The sequence below is a fragment of the Providencia sp. PROV040 genome (assembly GCF_032706145.1).
Taxonomy (GTDB): domain Bacteria; phylum Pseudomonadota; class Gammaproteobacteria; order Enterobacterales; family Enterobacteriaceae; genus Providencia; species Providencia hangzhouensis.
Window position 1 is genome coordinate 594,174 of record NZ_CP120530.1, and the last position, 19,542, is coordinate 613,715.

General features: G+C 40.5%; 18 protein-coding genes. 15 read left to right on the forward strand and 3 right to left on the reverse strand.

The window, feature by feature from the left end; all coding sequences use genetic code 11:
* The first annotated feature begins 53 nt into the window (after window positions 1-53).
* The gene (gene fucP, locus P3L40_RS02580; protein ID WP_004260949.1) at window positions 54-1,361 is read left to right on the forward strand and encodes an L-fucose:H+ symporter permease; all 1,308 of its coding nucleotides are present in this window, start codon (window positions 54-56) and stop codon (window positions 1,359-1,361) included.
* 63 nt (window positions 1,362-1,424) lie between these two features.
* Complete coding sequence (locus P3L40_RS02585) at window positions 1,425-2,441, forward strand: aldose 1-epimerase family protein (protein WP_210852966.1); 1,017 nt, start codon at window positions 1,425-1,427, stop codon at window positions 2,439-2,441.
* Window positions 2,442-2,476: 35 nt separating this feature from the next.
* On the opposite strand, the gene P3L40_RS02590 is transcribed toward P3L40_RS02585, so the two are convergent.
* Entirely contained in the window at window positions 2,477-2,884 is a 408-nt protein-coding gene (locus tag P3L40_RS02590) for a DUF2750 domain-containing protein (protein ID WP_094961411.1), read from the reverse strand.
* 143 nt (window positions 2,885-3,027) lie between these two features.
* On the opposite strand from P3L40_RS02590, the gene P3L40_RS02595 reads away from it, so the two are divergent.
* From P3L40_RS02595 to P3L40_RS02615, 5 genes are all read left to right on the forward strand, one after another.
* On the forward strand, window positions 3,028-4,047 hold the full coding sequence (locus tag P3L40_RS02595; protein ID WP_096864598.1) for a mechanosensitive ion channel family protein: 1,020 nt from the start codon (window positions 3,028-3,030) through the stop codon (window positions 4,045-4,047).
* 272 nt (window positions 4,048-4,319) lie between these two features.
* Window positions 4,320-6,479: an ornithine decarboxylase gene (locus P3L40_RS02600; RefSeq protein ID WP_210852968.1), complete on the forward strand. Its 2,160-nt coding sequence runs from the start codon at window positions 4,320-4,322 to the stop codon at window positions 6,477-6,479.
* A 98-nt stretch (window positions 6,480-6,577) separates the two neighbouring features.
* Window positions 6,578-7,513, forward strand: coding sequence for a nucleoside hydrolase (locus tag P3L40_RS02605; RefSeq protein WP_096864600.1), 936 nt, complete (start codon window positions 6,578-6,580; stop codon window positions 7,511-7,513).
* Window positions 7,514-7,516: 3 nt separating this feature from the next.
* The gene (locus P3L40_RS02610) at window positions 7,517-7,990 is read left to right on the forward strand and encodes a DUF6882 domain-containing protein (protein WP_094961408.1); all 474 of its coding nucleotides are present in this window, start codon (window positions 7,517-7,519) and stop codon (window positions 7,988-7,990) included.
* Window positions 7,991-8,091: 101 nt separating this feature from the next.
* Entirely contained in the window at window positions 8,092-8,886 is a 795-nt protein-coding gene (locus tag P3L40_RS02615; RefSeq protein WP_140172634.1) for an inositol monophosphatase family protein, read from the forward strand.
* A 49-nt stretch (window positions 8,887-8,935) separates the two neighbouring features.
* On the opposite strand, the gene cbrC is transcribed toward P3L40_RS02615, so the two are convergent.
* On the reverse strand, window positions 8,936-9,523 hold the full coding sequence (gene cbrC / locus P3L40_RS02620; RefSeq protein WP_210852970.1) for a PF03691 family colicin E2 tolerance protein CbrC: 588 nt from the start codon (window positions 9,521-9,523) through the stop codon (window positions 8,936-8,938).
* Between the two features lie 243 nt (window positions 9,524-9,766).
* Here cbrC and P3L40_RS02625 point away from each other — a divergent pair, with 243 nt between their 5' ends.
* From P3L40_RS02625 to P3L40_RS02650, 6 genes are all read left to right on the forward strand, one after another.
* Window positions 9,767-9,976 carry a YdgH/BhsA/McbA-like domain containing protein gene (locus tag P3L40_RS02625; RefSeq protein WP_004260921.1) on the forward strand — a complete coding sequence of 70 codons (210 nt, stop codon included), beginning with the start codon at window positions 9,767-9,769 and terminating at the stop codon, window positions 9,974-9,976.
* Between the two features lie 137 nt (window positions 9,977-10,113).
* Window positions 10,114-10,740 carry an isochorismate family cysteine hydrolase YcaC gene (ycaC, locus tag P3L40_RS02630; protein WP_136134413.1) on the forward strand — a complete coding sequence of 209 codons (627 nt, stop codon included), beginning with the start codon at window positions 10,114-10,116 and terminating at the stop codon, window positions 10,738-10,740.
* Window positions 10,741-10,953: 213 nt separating this feature from the next.
* Window positions 10,954-11,955, forward strand: coding sequence for a tRNA dihydrouridine(20/20a) synthase DusA (dusA, locus tag P3L40_RS02635; RefSeq protein ID WP_210852973.1), 1,002 nt, complete (start codon window positions 10,954-10,956; stop codon window positions 11,953-11,955).
* Between the two features lie 629 nt (window positions 11,956-12,584).
* The gene (locus P3L40_RS02640) at window positions 12,585-12,740 is read left to right on the forward strand and encodes a hypothetical protein (protein WP_231136011.1); all 156 of its coding nucleotides are present in this window, start codon (window positions 12,585-12,587) and stop codon (window positions 12,738-12,740) included.
* A gap of 158 nt (window positions 12,741-12,898) precedes the next feature.
* A complete protein-coding gene (locus P3L40_RS02645; protein WP_231136010.1) occupies window positions 12,899-14,191 on the forward strand; it encodes a dTDP-4-dehydrorhamnose 3,5-epimerase family protein in 1,293 nt (430 codons plus the stop codon).
* An 11-nt stretch (window positions 14,192-14,202) separates the two neighbouring features.
* On the forward strand, window positions 14,203-15,384 hold the full coding sequence (locus tag P3L40_RS02650) for an MFS transporter (RefSeq protein WP_036958321.1): 1,182 nt from the start codon (window positions 14,203-14,205) through the stop codon (window positions 15,382-15,384).
* Window positions 15,385-15,461: 77 nt separating this feature from the next.
* On the opposite strand, the gene P3L40_RS02655 is transcribed toward P3L40_RS02650, so the two are convergent.
* Complete coding sequence (locus P3L40_RS02655; protein ID WP_096864665.1) at window positions 15,462-16,445, reverse strand: quinone oxidoreductase; 984 nt, start codon at window positions 16,443-16,445, stop codon at window positions 15,462-15,464.
* A 212-nt stretch (window positions 16,446-16,657) separates the two neighbouring features.
* Here P3L40_RS02655 and dnaB point away from each other — a divergent pair, with 212 nt between their 5' ends.
* A complete protein-coding gene (gene dnaB, locus P3L40_RS02660) occupies window positions 16,658-18,070 on the forward strand; it encodes a replicative DNA helicase (protein WP_004260904.1) in 1,413 nt (470 codons plus the stop codon).
* 291 nt (window positions 18,071-18,361) lie between these two features.
* Window positions 18,362-19,444, forward strand: a complete 1,083-nt coding sequence (alr, locus tag P3L40_RS02665) for an alanine racemase (RefSeq protein WP_004260901.1) — start codon at window positions 18,362-18,364, stop codon at window positions 19,442-19,444.
* The last annotated feature ends 98 nt before the right edge of the window (window positions 19,445-19,542 follow it).

Genomic DNA, 19,542 nt, shown 5'->3' on the forward strand with positions numbered 1-19,542 from the left:
CAGAGCCACATAGCCACTCATCGGGTATAAATTATAAAAATATAAGGGTTACTATGAACATTAAGAACATCACTCAGTTACCGGATGGCTACCTGAGTAAGACTCCTCTATTCCAATTTATCCTACTATCGTGCCTGTTCCCATTGTGGGGATGTGCAGCAGCATTAAATGATATTTTAATCACACAGTTTAAAAGTGTCTTTGAACTCAGTAACTTCGCCTCTGCTTTAGTGCAAAGTGCATTCTATGGTGGTTATTTCTTAATCGCTATTCCAGCGTCGTTAGTGATCAAAAAAACCAGTTATAAATATGCCATTATGGTGGGGCTGATCCTATACATCGCGGGTTGCAGTATGTTCTTCCCTGCGTCTCATATGGCGACTTACACCATGTTCTTGGCAGCTATTTTCGCCATTGCGATTGGTTTAAGCTTCCTTGAAACCGCAGCAAATACATATAGCTCAATGATAGGGCCTAAACAATACGCGACATTGCGTTTAAATATTAGCCAAACTTTCTACCCAATTGGCGCAGCGGGTGGGATCTTGCTAGGTAAGTATCTGGTATTTTCCGAGGGGGATAGTTTACAAAACCAAATGGCAGGAATGAATGCGGAACAAATTCATGAATTCCGTTTAGCCATGTTGGAAAATACTCTCGAACCTTACCGTTATATGATTATGGTATTAGTTGTGGTAATGATTTTATTCCTTATTACCAAGTTTCCTAAATGTAAAGTGGCAGAAACTCAAGATCATAAACGCCCAACCGCGGTAGAAACCTTAAAATATTTAGCGAAGAATAGCCGCTTTAGAAAAGGAATTATTGCCCAATTTTTATATGTCGGTATGCAAGTGGCTGTGTGGTCATTTACCATTCGTCTCGCATTAGAGATGGGGGATATTAACGAACGCGATGCCTCAAACTTTATGGTGTATAGCTTTGCCTGTTTCTTTATTGGGAAGTTTATCGCCAATATTCTAATGACTCGCTTTAATGCAGAAAAAGTCCTAATTATCTACTCGGTGATTGGGGCGTTGTTCCTGATTTATGTTGCGTTTATTCCGAGTTTCACTGCGGTGTATGCAGCGGTCATGGTGAGTATTTTGTTTGGACCTTGCTGGGCAACCATTTATGCAGGTACTTTGGATACCGTTGATAATGAGCATACCGAAATGGCTGGGGCGGTCATTGTGATGGCGATTGTCGGTGCTGCGGTTGTTCCTGCCGTTCAAGGCTATGTCGCAGATATGCTGCACTCATTACAACTTTCATTCCTCGTTTCCATGCTGTGCTTCGTGTATGTCGGTATTTACTTCGTTGGTGAACGCCGCTTTAAAGCCAAACAAGCTGCAAAATAGTGCTCAAATTGGGTAGTGTGAGCTACCCAATTCCATTTATCTTATTAAACCGTGAGTATGAAAATGAATACATTGATACCTCTTCACAAAAGCTTATTTACGGAAAACCCGACGCTTATTTTAAAAAATAACCAATTTACTGCTACTGCATTTCGTTACCAAACTGGCGTGGAAGGGCTACGAATTGAAAATCAGCAAGGGTATTTAACGATTTTACCTTTTTTAGGACAAATGATTTGGGATGCACAATTTTGTGGCCAAAATCTGAAAATGGAAAATATGTTTTCAGCGCCAAAACTGGTTCCAACGGTAGTTGAAACCTACGGTTGCTTTGCATTCCATTCAGGTTTAATCAGTAATGGTTGCCCTTCTCCAGAAGATTCACATCCACTACATGGGGAAATGCCTTGTGCAGCAATGGATAGCGCTTGGCTTGAACTGACTGGCGAAAGTTTAAAAGTCGTCGGCGAATATGAGTATGTGATGGGTTTTGGTCATCATTATCGTGCGACACCGTCAGTGCAATTAAACTCAGATAGTGCATTATTTGATATTCATATGTCAGTCACCAATTTAGCATCGGTGCCTATGCCTCTCCAATATATGTGCCATATGAATTATGCTTACGTGGAGAATGCAACATTGACACAAAATATCCCCGAAAATGCGATTAAATTGCGTGAATCAATACCGGGGCATGTACAGCCAACTGAAAAATGGCTCGCATTTAATGAAGCGTTGAAATCTGGCAAAGTCACATTAAATCAGCTTAATCAGCCACAAATGTGTGACCCTGAAATTGTGTTTTTTATGGATGATCTTAGCCAATATACCGCAACGCCTGAGTTTAGAATGGTTTCACCCGCAGGAGATACGTTTGTAACGCGTTTTAAATCTAATGAGCTAAATTATGTAACTCGTTGGATTTTGTATAATGGTGACCAAAAAGTTGGCGCATTTGTACTCCCTGCAACTTGTCGTCCAGAAGGTTTCCTTGCGGCGAAAAATAACCAAACACTGATTTGGTTAGAGGCAGGGCAAACTCGTGAATTTACTGTCACTACTGGTGTTGAAAAGTAGTTTTTTACTTTAAAAAGGCAGCACATTGCTGCCTTTTACTCATATTGCTGACATTCTTCTTCTAAATCGCGTAGAAGCGCCGCGGCATCATAAACTAATGTTTTTTCCCCATCAGACTGCATCATCAATGCAACCTTAATATTTGCTTCATGCATATCAGGCAGAATTTCTGTCATCAGGTGTTTAAGGGTAAATAGCATTGGCGTAAAATTTGCCCATTCACCCGTTAAACACAACTCAACAAATGCTTTGGCAGGCCATAAGGGGAGAAAAAGACATTTTTCATCATTCCATGCGGTAACGAGATTTTTCCCATCACCGAGGCTCCATACCTGTTCCCAGTCAGCGATTTTACCGACAAAATAGTTATACTGTTGGTATGGTCTAAGCGCATGGACATTTTTTATTTCTTTATCATTTGGGGAAAATAGGTTGTTATTCATTATTGGATAATCTAAAAAGTACCTGATAATTATTGGGAAAATTATCTTTATAATTGTTATCTTAATAACAAGATAACGAAAAACAATACACAGTAAAACAAATAAAAATAAGATCTATCAGGTAAATTTTAGGGCGGTTAGAAATGATAGAAGCATTACTTGAAAAATATGCGATTGGTATGACCTTAATTGCGACTTTTCTCGCAATCTATTTAGCTTTTGAGATTGTACATAAACGCCGTAAGCATAAACATAAACGCAAAAGTATTTTGATCAATGTGATTCAAACTGTTGTGCTGTGTGGCGTGGTTATTGTTATTGCTCAATATGTAGACATGGCCGCAAAAGATTTTGATTTAACCTTTATTTCCACTTCTTTGGTTAATTTTATTACCATCTCATTGATTGCATTGATTTTAATGCGAAAACTGTTCCAACTAGCGAACCGACTAGAAAAAGCACAGATTAAAAAAGGCAGTGACCCCACTTCGGCACGTATTGTTGCCCGCGTGTTTAAAACAGCGATATTTGTCATTATGGTACTGCTGTTTGGCGAGCATTTTGGGATGAGCCTTTCTGGTTTGATGGCGTTTGGCGGGATTGGCGGTATTGCTATCGGTATGGCCGGTAAAGATATCCTGAGTAATTTTTTCTCTGGGTTAATGCTCTACTTTGACCGGCCCTTCAATATTGGTGATTGGGTCAGTTCACCGGATAGAAACATTGAAGGCACGGTGGTTGAAATCGGCTGGCGGATCACTAAAATTATTACGTTTGACCACCGTCCGCTATACATTCCCAACTCGGTTTTTTCTTCTATTAGTGTGGAAAACCCGGGGCGCATGACTAACCGACGTATCAAAACTGAAATTGGTTTGCGTTACGAAGATTCAGACAAAATTGGAGCTATTGTCGATGATATTCGCACGATGTTACAACAAGATGCAAATATCGATACCAGCCAAACCTTATTAGTTTATTTCGATGCTTTTGCCGACTCTTCGTTAAATATTATGGTGTATTGCTTTACCAAAACAACGGTTTGGGCTGAATGGCTAGCTGCACAGCAAGCGGTGTATTTGAAGATCATTGAGATAGTTAAACGCCACGATGCGGACTTTGCATTCCCATCACAGACTTTGTATGTGGAAAAAAACAACTAACGTCCCATTACGGATAAATTGACCGATTAATTTGTGGTGTTCACAGGGTTAATTGGTTAATTTATCTTTTTATTATCTTTATGACGGCCTGAAGTATGGGGGAGAGGGTTGTGATGAGATAGAATTTTTATGCTATTAACCAGTGGGTTATAAAATATATTCGACTTTCCAAATCTTGCCCTCTTTTCTTACCATGCTAGTCATTTCAATTCCCTGATCTATCAAGTATATTGTCCGCCTCTTTTCCTCAGCTAACTAAGAGCCAGACTGCTATGAACAAAATCAATGTGGCATGTAGCCAGGGGGTCGCAATCTATTTCACTAATGAATTTCAGTGGGTAGATATTCGCGATGCACAGTTAAACAATATTGCCGCTGTCGTGCTATCTGAACAAGATGCCAACCAAGGGCTGTGGGAAAGAGTTGTTGAGAGTCAGCTGAGTATTCCGCTGTTTATCATTAGTGATAAACAGCTGCCAACCGATGAAAATTTACCACCTTATTTAACGGCGCTATTACCGCCAGCCCCGGCTGCTCGTGAAGAAAATAGCCGTCAATTGCTCGATGCTGCAAATCAGTACCTTGAGCAGTTATTACCGCCATTTTTTGCTCGAATGATGGATTATGCTGCGGGTCATAATGTGACTTTCGCCTGTCCGGGGCACCAAGGCGGCCAATTTTTCCGTCGCCACCCAACAGGGGAGCAGTTTTATCAATTTTATGGTGAAAACCTGTTTCGTACCGATTTATGCAATGCCGATGTGGCAATGGGCGATTTATTGATCCATGAGGGCGCAGCGAAAGAGGCACAAAAATTTGCCGCGAAAGTTTTCAATGCGGACAAAACTTATTTTGTCTTAAATGGCACCTCATCATCCAACAAAGTCGTGCTAAATGCGCTATTAACACCGGGTGATTTAGTTTTGTTCGATCGTAATAATCATAAATCAAACCACCATGGGGCGCTGATACAGGCGGGGGCAACACCGGTCTACCTAGAAACGGCACGTAATCCTTTTGGCTTTATTGGCGGTATTGATGCGCACTGCTTTGATGAAAGTTATTTACGTGGACTTATCCAGGAAGTGATGCCTGAAAAAGCACAAGCCCAGCGGCCATTTCGCTTAGCGGTGATCCAACTTGGAACTTATGACGGTACTGTGTATAACGCAAGGCAAGTGGTTGATAAAATTGGCCATTTGTGTGATTACATTTTATTTGATTCTGCGTGGGTGGGGTATGAACAATTTATTCCAATGATGCGCCAGTGCTCGCCATTACTATTGGAATTAAATGAAAATGACCCCGGTATTATGGTGACTCAGTCAGTTCATAAACAACTGGCTGGTTTCTCACAAGCGTCACAAATCCATAAAAAAGATAACCACATCAAGGGGCAAGAGCGCTTTGTTTCACACAAAAAACTCAACAATGCTTTTATGATGCACGCCTCGACGAGCCCATTTTATCCCTTGTTTGCCTCTTTAGATGTCAATGCACGTATTCATCAAGGTAATGCAGGCAAAATGATGTGGATGGACTGCGTGAAAGTGGGGATTGAGGTAAGAAAATCGATACTTCAGCACTGCCGTTATTTTAAGCCTTTTGTTCCTGAAATCGTTGATGGCAAGTTATGGCACGAATACCCAACAGAGCAAATCGCTGCTGAGCAACGCTTTTTTAACTTCATACCGCAAGAACGTTGGCATGCGTTTGATGGCTATGCACAGGACCAATACTTCGTTGACCCCTGTAAATTGATGCTAACGACGCCAGGTATTGATGTCGAAAGTGGAGAATATGACGCTTTTGGCGTGCCTGCGACGATTTTGGCGCATTTTTTACGTGAACACGGCGTGATCCCTGAAAAATGTGACTTAAATTCAATTTTATTTTTGTTAACACCCGCAGAAACCCGTGAAAAACTGGAACTGCTAGTATCCCATTTGGTCCGTTTCGAACAGTTACTGGATGAAGATGCGTTATTAGAAGATGTATTGCCTTCGGTTTATCAGCGTTATCAAGACCATTATCAGGGTTATACATTACGCCGTTTATGCCAAGAGATGCACCAACTCAGCGTTAATGACAATATTAAACAGCTGCAAAAAGAGATGTTCCGTAAAGCTCACTTCCCGGAAGTGAAAATGGCACCTCAACAAGCACATTTAGAGTTTATTCGTGGTAACTGTGAATTATTGCCATTAGATGAATTGGAAGGGCGTATTGCCGTTGAAGGGGCATTACCGTATCCACCGGGCGTATTATGTGTCGTACCTGGGGAAGTGTGGTCGGGGCCAGTACTGCGTTATTTCAAAGCACTAGAAACGGGTATTAATGCATTACCGGGCTTTGCTCCTGAGTTACAAGGTGTGTATATTTCGAAAAATGAAGATGAAAAAAAACGTGTCTATGCGCATGTTTTAAAATAAATTTCTAAGTATTCAGATATTAAGCATAGATTTTACCTTGCTAGCTGGTTAAATTGGGGTCAGTGCCATTTCTGACTCCAATTTTAATAAGGTAAGGTATGAGCAAAAAAATAATCCTCGATTGTGACCCCGGCCATGACGATGCTATCGCGTTATTACTGGCTTATGGTAACCCTGACATTGAATTATTGGCGGTAACAACCGTTGCTGGTAATCAAACCCTCGAAAAAGTCACTCATAATGCACTAGCTATCGCTGAAATGGCGAAGATTAGCGGTATTCCATTTGCCGCGGGCTCGGTACGCCCTTTAGTTCGGGAAATTGAAGTTGCGCCTGATATTCATGGGGAATCAGGGCTTGATGGGCCTGTATTACCGACACCAACATTGAAACTTGATGAAAGACATGCAGTTTCACTGATTATCGAAACCATTATGTCTCACCCGCCTAAAACGGTAACTTTAGTTCCTACTGGCGCATTAACGAATATTGCGCTTGCTGCTCGTCTTGAGCCTCGCATTGTCGAACGAGTTAAAGAAGTGGTGCTGATGGGAGGGGGCTATCATGTTGGGAATTGGAGTGCGGTAGCTGAATTTAACATCAAAATTGACCCAGAAGCGGCTCATATTGTTTTCAATGAAAAATGGCCGTTAACCATGGTGGGCTTAGACCTTACCCATCAAGCGCTAGCAACTCCTGATGTAGTGAAACAAATTGCTGCGATTGGCAGTGATTGTTCACAATTTGTCGTCGAACTACTGGATTTTTTTGGGAAAATGTACAAGCAAGCTCAAGGCTTTGATGCTCCGCCAGTACACGACCCTTGTGCGGTTGCTTATGTTATTGACCCTAACGTAATGACCACACAAAAAGTGCCTGTAAATATTGAACTGACTGGGACGCACACGTTAGGCATGACGGTGGCTGACTTCCGCCATCCTGCGCCTGAAAATTGCCATACTCAAGTTGCTGTTAAATTAGACCATCATAAATTTTGGCAGTTGATTATCAACGCATTAAAAAATATTGGGTAATAAATGGATAATGAAATAGAACAAATGCCTTATGAGGCATTAATTGAACGTAGCATGAATGCGTTACAGGCCAAAAACCAATTTCATTGTGATACATGGAAATTAGATGAAGCCGATTGGTCAGTGAACCAAGACGAAGGAACCATTATTTTTCATGCGCCTGACAATATAATGGCAACAGCGCCCGTTCAAATTGTTGGTACTTATGACCAAAGCCAAGGCAGTTGGATGTGGAGCTGGGCAAACAGTTCTATCGACAGCGCTTTAACACAAGATGCAATCGCGGTGAAAGCTTATGGCGAGCGGAAAGACAACGCATTATTAACCGCCCGCATTAGTCAAATCGAAGAGTATGACGCATGGCAATTAACGGCATTGGCTTGCGAACTCAATAATCAGCAAGGGGTGTACCGTGGAATTGCGGGGCACACTTTGGTATTTATGACATTTGGTGAAGTTTCTCTTAAACAAATTTAGGTTGTATTGGTGCTTTATCTCTGGTCGATAAGGCATTTTAGCGCCTTTATTCCATAACCTATCCGTTATACTCATTTTCTTTTTCAATGAGGAGCTTGGTCATGTTAGATATTGCACTTGAAGCCGCTAAATTAGTCAAAACCATGACAGTAGACGCTTTTGAAGGGGCGGGAAAGTTTGATTATAAACCCGATCGTTCCGTAGTTACGGAAACGGATACCCGAGTTGAAGAAGAAATTAGGGCATTCTTTGCACAAAAAACACCGAATATCGCTGTTTTAGGTGAGGAGTTTGGCTTTGTCGGTGAGCAGCAATTCAGTTCTGGTTGGGTAATTGACCCGATTGATGGTACGCGTGCATTTATTTATGGAGTGCCGTTATTTAGTACGTTAATTGCTTATGTGGAAAATGGGGAACCATTACTTAGTGTGATTAGTTTTCCCGCGATATCCACACTCTACTTTGCCTCACAAGGGGAAGGGTGCTGGGTGCAAACAGCTAGTCAGGCTCCAAGACAGCTTAAACTCGAAAGCCAATCGCCTAAATCATTATCAGAAGCAGTGGTAAGCGCATCAGGCATTCATAATAGTAATTATAATTCCCGAGAAGGGTCGCAAATTTATCATTTGGATGCGGTTGTGGGCCAAGCAAGGGATTTCATTTTTGCTAATGACGCTTATCAGCATGCCATGGTTGCCAGCGGTCGCATTCATGGTGCGATTGATACCATTATGAAACCTTGGGATAGTGCGGCGCTTATTCCGTGTATCCGAGAGGCGGGCGGGGAAGTTTGTGCATTAAATGGACAGCGTAAGCAAGCCATGTTTGCGGGAAGCTTGCTATCAGCCGCAACGCCAGAATTAGCGGAGCAAATTATTGAACTGATGAATAGTTGAAGATGAGAGCGTGAAGATAAGCCTCTTCACGCGATTTAGTTGATATAAATTAGCTAAAATCAAAATGCAAACGTAGTTTTTTGCAATGTAAGCAACGGAATAAATAACCTTGAGCAGCGCTGTCTTGATGGAGAATATTCGCGAGCTCTGAAATTGAAAAACCATAATCAGCGATATCATTTTCAAGGGAAACAAATTCATCGAGTCTATCTTTGATGTCATCCCAGTAAACATAGCCTATGAATTCACAAGGCTCTTGGCAGTGTGCGAGCCAAATTTCTTGTTGCCACCCTTGATAGCCCGGTGTTCGTTTAATTAGTTCATCAAACATTTCAGTAGGGTAGGGGTTTAGAGTATGTGAAAACTCGCCGTCCTCGTCATATTCGCAATCAATACCTTCAACACTGGCAGGGTCTTGAAACTCACCATCAAATTTTGCACTGGCAGAACCATCAGCAATACACCAAGGACACAAAGCATCAATATCCTCAGTAGAATAAAACGGGCTTTCATAATAAATATCAGTAGGTTGCTTACAACAATCACAGGTTACTGTTTTATCCGTCAGAAAAGCTTCTGTTTCAATAGGGTTCGGGTGGTACCTAAATGTAGGGAGTGTTCGGTTATTGAGTGGCATATACAGTTCCTATTAAAGGTTGCGCGAGAAGTAAACCAACTTTGGGAAAGCATACCACAAGGCTGCTTGATTATATCTTTCGGTTTTATTCCATTGTGAGTTTCAGATAAAGTACATTATTCAGTTAATTTGAATAAATTGAGCTATATTATTAGCTTTAACCTAAATAACATTGTCGATATGATGCCTTCATCGCAGACAACAAGGGTTGTCTCATCGAATAAAAAATGAAGGAATTAGACTATGAACATGTTAAAAACTTTGATGGCAGCTTCTGTATTATCTTTCGTCGCATTTGGTGCATCAGCAGCAACAATCACCGCAACAGGTGATACGCTAGCTTCAACAGAAGCGAAAATTGCAGCTAAAGCTAAAGCAGCGGGCGCAGATAGCTATACAATTACCAGTGCTCGTATGGGGAATTTTGTCACAATGAGCGCAGAAACTAAATAACGAATTGTGTGAATTCATCTTGTTGAAATATTTTTGATAAAAAGTGGTGTTTTAGGCGCGATAAGCAGATTAAATACCACTTTTGTTTTATCTGAACCCACATAGAGTACTTTTCTAATCATTGAGGAGTCGTTGATATGAGTTTCAAATATAACCGCCTAGATAAAGATAATGCAGCTGTATTACTTGTTGACCATCAAACGGGTTTGTTATCGCTAGTTCGTGACCAAGACCCAGATAAATTCAAGAACAGCGTGTTAGCACTGGCCGATTTGGCAAAATATTTTAACTTACCAACTATTTTGACTACATCTTTTGAAAATGGTCCTAATGGCCCGTTAGTTCCTGAATTAAAAGAAACATTTCCTGATGCCCCTTTCATTGCTCGCCCTGGTCAAATCAACGCGTGGGATAACGAAGAGTTCGTTAAAGCTGTCAAAGCCACAGGTAAAAAACAGCTGATTATTGCCGGTGTTGTGACAGAAGTATGCGTGGCATTTCCTGCACTATCTGCACTGGAAGAAGGCTATGAAGTTTTTGTGATCACTGATGCCTCAGGTACATTTAACCCGATTACACGTGATGCCGCGTGGGATAGAATGTCAAAAGCAGGTGCTCAATTGATGAGCTGGTTTGGTGCCGCTTGTGAATTACACCGTGATTGGCGTAATGATGTGGAAGGGTTAGGCACTTTGTTTTCAAACCATATCCCTGATTACCGCAACTTAATGACCAGCTATGCACTGCTTTCTGCGAAAAAATAGTGCGTAACTGGGTATTAAAATGACATAATTGGTTTAAAAATCCTCGATACGACATTGCTCATATCGGGGGTTATTTCGTTAAATTAACTGAGTTCAGCCGCTCATTTTCGTCATCATCGCACTTAATTCGCTCTATGTTATAATAGCCTGCTGTTTTTGCTTGGCTCCTTACTTTTGGGGGCTATCCATTTGATTTCAATACACAAGACCACCATGCATCAAAATACCTCAAAACAAGGCTACACCAACCTAAACCGATTTTCCGTTGCCCCTATGCTCGATTGGACAGATCGCCATTGCCGTTATTTTCATCGCTTATTAAGCAAAAACACCTTGCTGTATACCGAAATGGTCACAACAGGGGCGATTATTTACGGAAAAGGGGACTATCTTGCTTTTAGTGAGGAGGAACATCCTGTTTCCTTACAACTTGGTGGTAGCGACCCTGCTGCATTAGCCCAATGTGCCAAATTGGCACAAGAGCGTGGTTATGATGAAATTAATCTAAATGTGGGGTGCCCATCAGATCGCGTACAAAATGGGCGTTTTGGTGCTTGTTTAATGGGAGATGCACAGCTGGTTGCTGATTGTGTGAAAGCCATGCAAGACGTGGTTTCTATTCCTGTAACCGTAAAAACTCGTATTGGTATTGATGAGCAAGACAGCTACGAATTTTTGTGTGATTTTATTGAAACCGTTTCTGATAAAGGCGGTTGTGAAATGTTTATTATCCATGCACGTAAAGCATGGTTGTCCGGCCTTAGCCCAAAAGAAAATCGCGAAATCCCACCACTTGATTACCCGCGAGTTTATCAATTAAAACGTGATTTTCCTCATTTGACCATGGCGATTAATGGTGGAGTCAAAACGCTGGAAGAAGCAAAAGAGCATCTTCAACACCTAGATGGCGTCATGGTGGGGCGCGAAGCCTATCAAAACCCGTCTATTTTAACGGCGGTTGATAACCAATTGTTTGGTGAGCACTTTCCTGTCACTAATGGTGTTGACGCTGTTAGAGCGATGTACCCTTACATCGAAAAAGAGTTATCGAAAGGCGCTTATTTAGGCCATATGACCCGCCATATGTTAGGGATTTTCCAAGGTATCCCCGGCGCACGTCAGTGGCGTCGTCATTTAAGTGAAAATGCGCATAAAAAAGGGGCTGACTTAGTCGTTGTTGAGCAAGCTCTCGAATTTGTGACGCGTGGTGAGTGAGTATAAATTACTCGTAAAGGCAAAACTCTAGCTCAATTACAGTTACTTTATGTAACTTTATGGATTGTATAATATTTGTTCAGTTTGAGTGCGATCTTAATTGAACAAGTATAGGAATGTTTAAATGCATACGGTTATGTAATTCATTGAAATACTAATATCTTATTGATTTCGCACGTTGCCAACACCTAAGCCAGCTTTCGCTGGCTTAGGTCTTTGAAAAGGGGTGACATATGCAGCGATCCTCTCTATTTTCTTTACTCATTTCATTCTTTATTTGATGGGCTTCCTTGGCGAAAATTCCATCGAGAGAATCGATTATGTAAAAGCCAATTATCGTCAATCGCAGACTGCAATGACATTTCTTGAATATAAAAGATCTAGTGAATGGTAAGTTCTATTTCTTGAATGGATATTTGTTACTATGTTTATTATATAATTTTATATTAAATATATGTGAATATTAATATCGAAATTTTGGTGTTTTTTGGATTAAAAAACTAATTGGTTATTGACAGAATAAAAATGTCGATGCTATAAGTGTTAATGAAATGTTTTTTTAATGTTTCATTTCACCTTCATGACATAAACATACCTATATACTTTTTAATCTAAAGTAAGGAGCTCATATGAGCGAAATTCAAAATATAGCCCGCCTATACAAATCTCCAAAAAGTGTTGAAGTAATAAATGCAGAAGGAAATAGTTTTACTGACATGATCCTACAGACAAAATCTGTGGCAATTGTTGCTTTAGATAAGCTTGCTTATCTGGCTGGAATCTAAAATGCACCAGCAGATGATAAATATTATCAACTTAATACAAGTAGCCTAAGCGAACTAATAAAAAGTGCAGAAAGTGCAGGTTATGACATAGAAGTGGTCAATATTTAATTATCTTGGCGGCCTGTAGGTTAGGGCTGCCACCTTAAATGAGGTTTTATATGGATGAAATTAATGATTTCAACCAAAAAATAACTATTACAGGGTTACATTGGATCTCACGATGGAGAGTTAATAATGGAAAGTCAGACTCATATGTTATTCCTTTCGTTACTACCTACCCTATAAATATTATCTATCATGGTGAGCATGAATTTAAATACGGTCAGTATGGGATTCATTTAGGCCAGCAAGATACGCTGACTTTCATCGGAAATACAGAGCAAATCATAACTGCAAAATTCATCGATTGCCGTGCAAATTCCCCCACATTCAGAGTGTCATTGGAATTTAATATTACTCCATCTTCGGCAAAAACACTTGTAATTCCACCTGGCATTGCTCATACATTTCATAATCTGGAAAATATATTCACAATTAATTCCTATGCTCTTTTTCTTCCTGATATTGAAACATTATCGCGACCTGACCTTACTTGGTTTCCTGACAATGATGTTATAAATATACCAGAAAATGTTCATCCTTCAGAGGTATCTGGCTACTTTCCAATGACAGAAGAAGCAGCTGATATTGTTTATCATCGTATTGCTGAATATCAGCATAAAAATTTAATGAAACACAAATTTCAACATTCTGAAACTCGAGAGCTTAACTTAGATGATGGAAGCAAAATAAATGTACGTATCAGAGAGAAAATTAATGATGATGAGGTTTTGGTTCTACCTAATTCAATAATTATTGGTGTTGAATTTAAAGAAATTCCATCAGTCAAAACAGGGAAATACAGTGGAATTGTCCCACTGACAAGAATGTCACCGATGTATATTGTAGAACATGGTTATGAACATTACGATTTTGATTCTTATGGATTACATTTGGGCCAAGAAGACCATTTAACTTTTCTGGGTAAAGCCGAACATCAAATTACACTAAAGCTAGTTGATATGAGGGAAGGTTCGGATACTATTTTCGTTGAAGATGAAATAACATTCACTCCTTTGCCTAATGTGGAATTAGTTATTCCATGTGGTGTAGCGCATGCCCTGATGAATATGGCTGGCGTGGTTACTGTTAATAGACCGATTATTTATATCAGTGAGGATAAAGAATATATTCCTGGTCATGATGTAATAGACTGGCCAATAAAAAATCTAAATTATATGAGTTATAAGACAAATAATATCAAAGCAGATAAAAAATACTATGAGTTTCTGATTGAGAAGCAGAAGGAAATAGTCAGAGAGGCACCCACGCACAACACACCTAAATCAGTAGTGGTATTTGATGATAAGTTAGGTCGATATGTTAAAGTGTTATTGAAGGAGAAGGTATAAAAATATAAGTTATGAGCAACCTATTCTTTTTAATGCTTTTTTGCGTACTTACTGCGGATGGCCTTATGGTCTTTCTCACGCCAGTTCTAGTTTACCAGTTAACAGGTAGTATTGAATATTCAGGTTTATCCTATGCTCTATGGTGGTTACCAAGAATATTAATTATTCCACTTATTGGTAAATACATTGATAGACTTGGAGTACGTCCACTTTCTATTTTATCTGATGTTATCAAATCAATAGGATGTCTATTTTTAGCTTTCAATGATTTTTCTTCAGACCTAATAATTGCAGTCGCATTTGGTATTGTGGGTAGCCTAATATCAATAGGAAACTCTCAAACTATTATTTCTTATGAGAAAATTATCTCATTAATAAGTTACAAAAAGGAATATCATGTTAATTTAATATCAAGAATGGACTTTTCTGGAATGATAGTAGGTCCATTGATTGGCATGATAATTATCGACTATGGGATTCGTACAGTACTTATCATTCCACTTTTACTTTATATTATTAATGCTCTTTTTTTTATTTTAAAGAAAAAAGAATTGAGCAATATGAAGCATGAAGATAATCAGAATGTTTCAGGTCAGGAAAATGGGCTGTTCAAACACCATTTTATCTATATTTTTTCTATACCAATATTGTTTTTAACCGTATTACTCGCCATTGGTAATAATATGTTTGATAGCATTATTGAATCGAGTGGTACGGCATTGATTGACAAAGAAATGGGGCTTCCTGCGAAGTATTTCGGTTTTATTGATGTTGCGGCTGGCCTTTGTGGTGTCACTGGAACCTATCTCTATAGTTCATTAACTCACTTTATTCAGCGGAAAAAACTTCTACTTAGCGCGGTTCTGATTATTACGGGGAGTTCGATTTTTTTAATATCATATCCTTCATCATTTATAATATTCGTTTGTTTCTACGCAATTTCTATTATTGGTAAAGTCTTTACAGGAAATATTTGTCGAATGGTACGTATAGAATGTATTCCGTCAAATTATTTTGCTGGAGTCTCATCTATTATTGTATTGCTTAATCAGTCTGTGCTCCCTTTTATTGGAATGGTTATATACTTTTTTGGCGATTCAACAACTGTTATTTATTATTTTATGTCAGTAGCAGTAATGATTTCTTTTATATCTGGCGTCTATGTTTATCGGCACATAGCTTCCTCTGTTTAAGCTCTAGAATTAAATCTTAAAAATAGATAAAGCCCCTTAACTAGCAAAAATGACTGGCTAATTAAGGGGGCTATTTATCACGGAATAAGCAAACTCGAACCTTGGGTTTTTCTTGATTCGATAGTGAGGTGAGCTTTTTGTGCATCTTTTAAAGCAAAAATTTGTGATTGCGGCACATCTACATTCACTTTTCCGCTTAAAATCATATCAAATAAGGCATTACTAGCTTGGTCTAGCTCAGCACGGTTAGTCACATAGACACCAAGTGATGGGCGAGTGACGTATAATCCGCCTTTTTGGTTTAAAATTCCTAAGTTTACACCGGTAACAGGACCAGAAGCGTTACCAAAACTCACCATTAAGCCGCGACGCTTGAGCGAGTCTAAAGAAGCAATCCATGTAGATTGACCGACAGAGTCATACGCCACATTCACTTTCTCGCCATTAGTGATTTCTTTCACGCGAGCTGCAATGTCTTCTGTTTGGTAATTGATGACTTCCCATGCCCCGGCATCTTTGGCTCTTAACGCTTTATCTGCAGAACCCACCGTGCCTATCATCTTAGCGCCTAGCGCGTTTGCCCATTGGCAAGCTATCAACCCAACGCCACCTGCAGCGGCGTGGAACAGAAAGACTTCGTCACGTTTCAGTTGATATGTCTGATGGAATAAATAATAAACCGTCATGCCTTTTAATGAGCTGGCAGCGGCTTGTTCAAAGGTAATACCATCAGGAAGGTGTGCCACGGCACTTTCAGGGACATTATGGACTTCGCTATAAGCACCTAGAGGGCCTTGCGCATAAACGACACGGTCACCGGGCTTGAAACCTGTGACATGGGCACCAGTTTTCACAACAACACCTGCCGCCTCTGTACCAAGGCCACTTGGTAGCTTAGCAACAGGGTATAAACCGCTGCGAACATAGGTGTCGATAAAGTTAATCCCGATAGCACGGTTTTCTATTTGAATTTCATTATCTGCTGGGTTTGCTGGGGAATAATCTACTAAGTTAAGTACATCAGCGCCGCCATGTTGCGCGAATTCAATACGTTTTGCCATGACAATCTCCAATAAGGACTATTCATTTTAATTACAATAACAATCGTTTTATCATAACGCCATGTTTCAATCAGAAGAATTATAGGTTTGTGCTTTCAGTGATGTATTTTATCTTGTGATTACTTTGCGCAAAGACGCAAAGAAAACCACAAAAAAATAAGATTGGCGTATACTAAGCGCAGATCGTTAATTATAGACTTGGATATTAATGTATGGCTAAAAAACCCTCATCAAATTTTAAAACGGATGCCCCACGAGACCACCAAATGGAAGGGTTAAAACTTCCACCACATTCTCTCGAAGCGGAGCAGTCTGTTTTAGGGGGGTTAATGTTAGATAACGAGCGTTGGGATACCGTTTCTGAACGTGTGACCCACGCTGATTTCTTTAGCCGCCCCCACCGTACCATTTTCTCACAGATGCAATTTTTGCTTGAGCAAGGCAAACCTATTGACCTTATCACCTTATCAGAATCACTAGAACAGCAGGGTGAGTTGGATAGCGTCGGTGGTTTTGCTTATTTGGCTGAGCTATCTAAAAATACGCCAAGTGCGGCGAATATTAATGCTTATGCAGACATCGTCCGCGAACGTGCGATTGTTCGGGATATGATTTCAGTCGCTAATGAAATTGCAGATGCAGGTTATGATCCACAAGGGCGAAGCAGTGAAGATCTCCTCGATTTAGCCGAAACCAAAGTATTCCAAATCGCCGAGTCAAGAGCGAATAAAGACGAGGGACCAAAAGGTATTGAAGCCATTTTGTCTGAAACTGTTGAAAAAATTGAGCAACTTTACCAACAACCGCACGACGGTGTTACTGGGGTTTCAACAGGTTACCAAGACCTCGATAAAAAAACCGCAGGTTTACAAGGTTCTGATTTAATTATTGTGGCCGCGCGTCCATCGATGGGGAAAACCACTTTTGCAATGAACTTGTGCGAAAACGCGGCGATGACGGAAGAAAAACCTGTTTTAATCTTCAGTTTAGAGATGCCAGGAAACCAAATCATGATGCGTATGTTGGCATCATTATCCCGTGTTGACCAAACCCGTATTCGTACTGGGCAACTTGATGATGAGGATTGGGCGCGAATTTCAAGCACGATGGGTATTTTGATGGAAAAGCGCAATATGTACATCGATGACTCTTCGGGCCTGACTCCCACAGAGGTTCGTTCACGTGCGAGGCGTATTTATCGTGAACATGGTGGTTTAAGTTTGATCATGATTGACTACCTCCAATTGATGCGAGTTCCTGCTCTTTCTGACAACCGTACGTTAGAAATTGCCGAAATTTCACGTTCACTTAAGGCGCTAGCGAAAGAATTAAATGTACCTGTGGTGGCTCTGTCGCAGTTAAACCGTAGTCTTGAGCAACGTGCCGATAAGCGCCCTGTTAACTCGGATTTACGTGAATCAGGGTCTATCGAGCAGGATGCGGACTTAATCATGTTTATCTATCGTGATGAGGTTTATCACGATAATAGTGAGCTCAAAGGGGTTGCGGAAATCATTCTCGGTAAACAGCGTAACGGGCCGATTGGTACGGTGCGGTTGACGTTTAATGGGCAGTGGTCGCGCTTCGATAATTATGCAGGGCCAGCTTATAATGATGAGGACTAAATCCTCATCATAAATACTCGTCATATTTTGCGCTGTCACGGTGTTGGCTGCACTCGGCTACGCGAATCATATACTTATGTATGCTTCTTGGATTAGCTCAATCGCCGCCTAGCGACAATGCAAACTATTTAGAGTATTAAAGTTAAACTAGTTTGAATAATTTTTTCTTTATACAGAAACAAGATCGAATGGAAATTGATATTTTTTAGCGTATAACAAATAGAGAATATATTGGGCTGCCAAAGGGCAGCTTAATTTTTAGCGGGTTTAGAGAAAAAGAACGAGGAAACAATGAAAGCGGCAACCGCATTGATAAACCGCCGCGCTCTGCGACACAACTTGCAACGGGTGAAAGAAATTGCACCAAATAGCCAGATGATTGCAGTTGTCAAAGCAAACGCTTATGGTCATGGGTTAGTAGGGGTTGGTCAGGCAGTAGAAGAGCTGGTGGATGGCTTTGGTGTGGCAAGACTCAATGAGGCGCTACTATTACGGCAGCACGGTGTGATAAAACCGATTGTTTTACTGGAGGGTTTTTTTGAACAATCTGACTTGTTGTTAATGGCAGAACACCAGATTGACACCGTGATCCACTGTATAGAACAGCTTGAAATGCTAGAAGCTACCAAATTACCCTATCCTCTTAAAGTTTGGATGAAACTGGATACAGGTATGCACCGCCTTGGCATACTTCCTAAAGATGCCGAAGGCTTTTATCAACGTTTACAACGCTGCCAGCAAGTTCAGCTCCCTATCAATATTGTTAGTCATTTTTGCCAAGCGGATGCCCCCCATTTACCGACGACTGAAAAACAAATTGCCTGCTTTAAACAGTTTATTGACGGTAAAGAGGGTGAGAAATCCATTGCCGCCTCCGCAGGAATTTTACTTTGGCCAGAAGCTCACTATGACTGGGTTCGTCCAGGGATCATGATGTATGGCGCTTCGCCACAAGAAGGGAAAAGTGCAGAAGACTTCGGTTTGCTTCCTGTGATGACACTAAAATCAACATTAATTGCGGTTAGGGAACATGCGGCAGGACAATGTGTAGGTTATGGTGAAACATGGTGTAGTGACAAAGACACACTGCTTGGTGTTGTTGCAATCGGCTATGGTGATGGTTATCCACGTAACGTACCTTCAGGCACGCCGGTGTTAATTAATGGGCGAAAAGTGCCTATTGTTGGGCGAATTTCCATGGATATGACAGTGGTGGATTTGGGACTAAATGCCGATGATAAAGTGGGGGATGACGTTATTTTGTGGGGAAATCAACTACCGGTTGAAGAAATTGCCACACAAACAGGCATTATCAACTATGAGTTACTGACGAAGTTAACCTCTAGAGTTGCAATGGAATATGTAGACGAATAGCCAGCAAAGGGTTATTTTCAGATAACAACGTAAAAATGGCGCTAAATATGGCAAATCATCGCTTGGTTTATTTAGCGTAAAATAATGATTAGGAGATG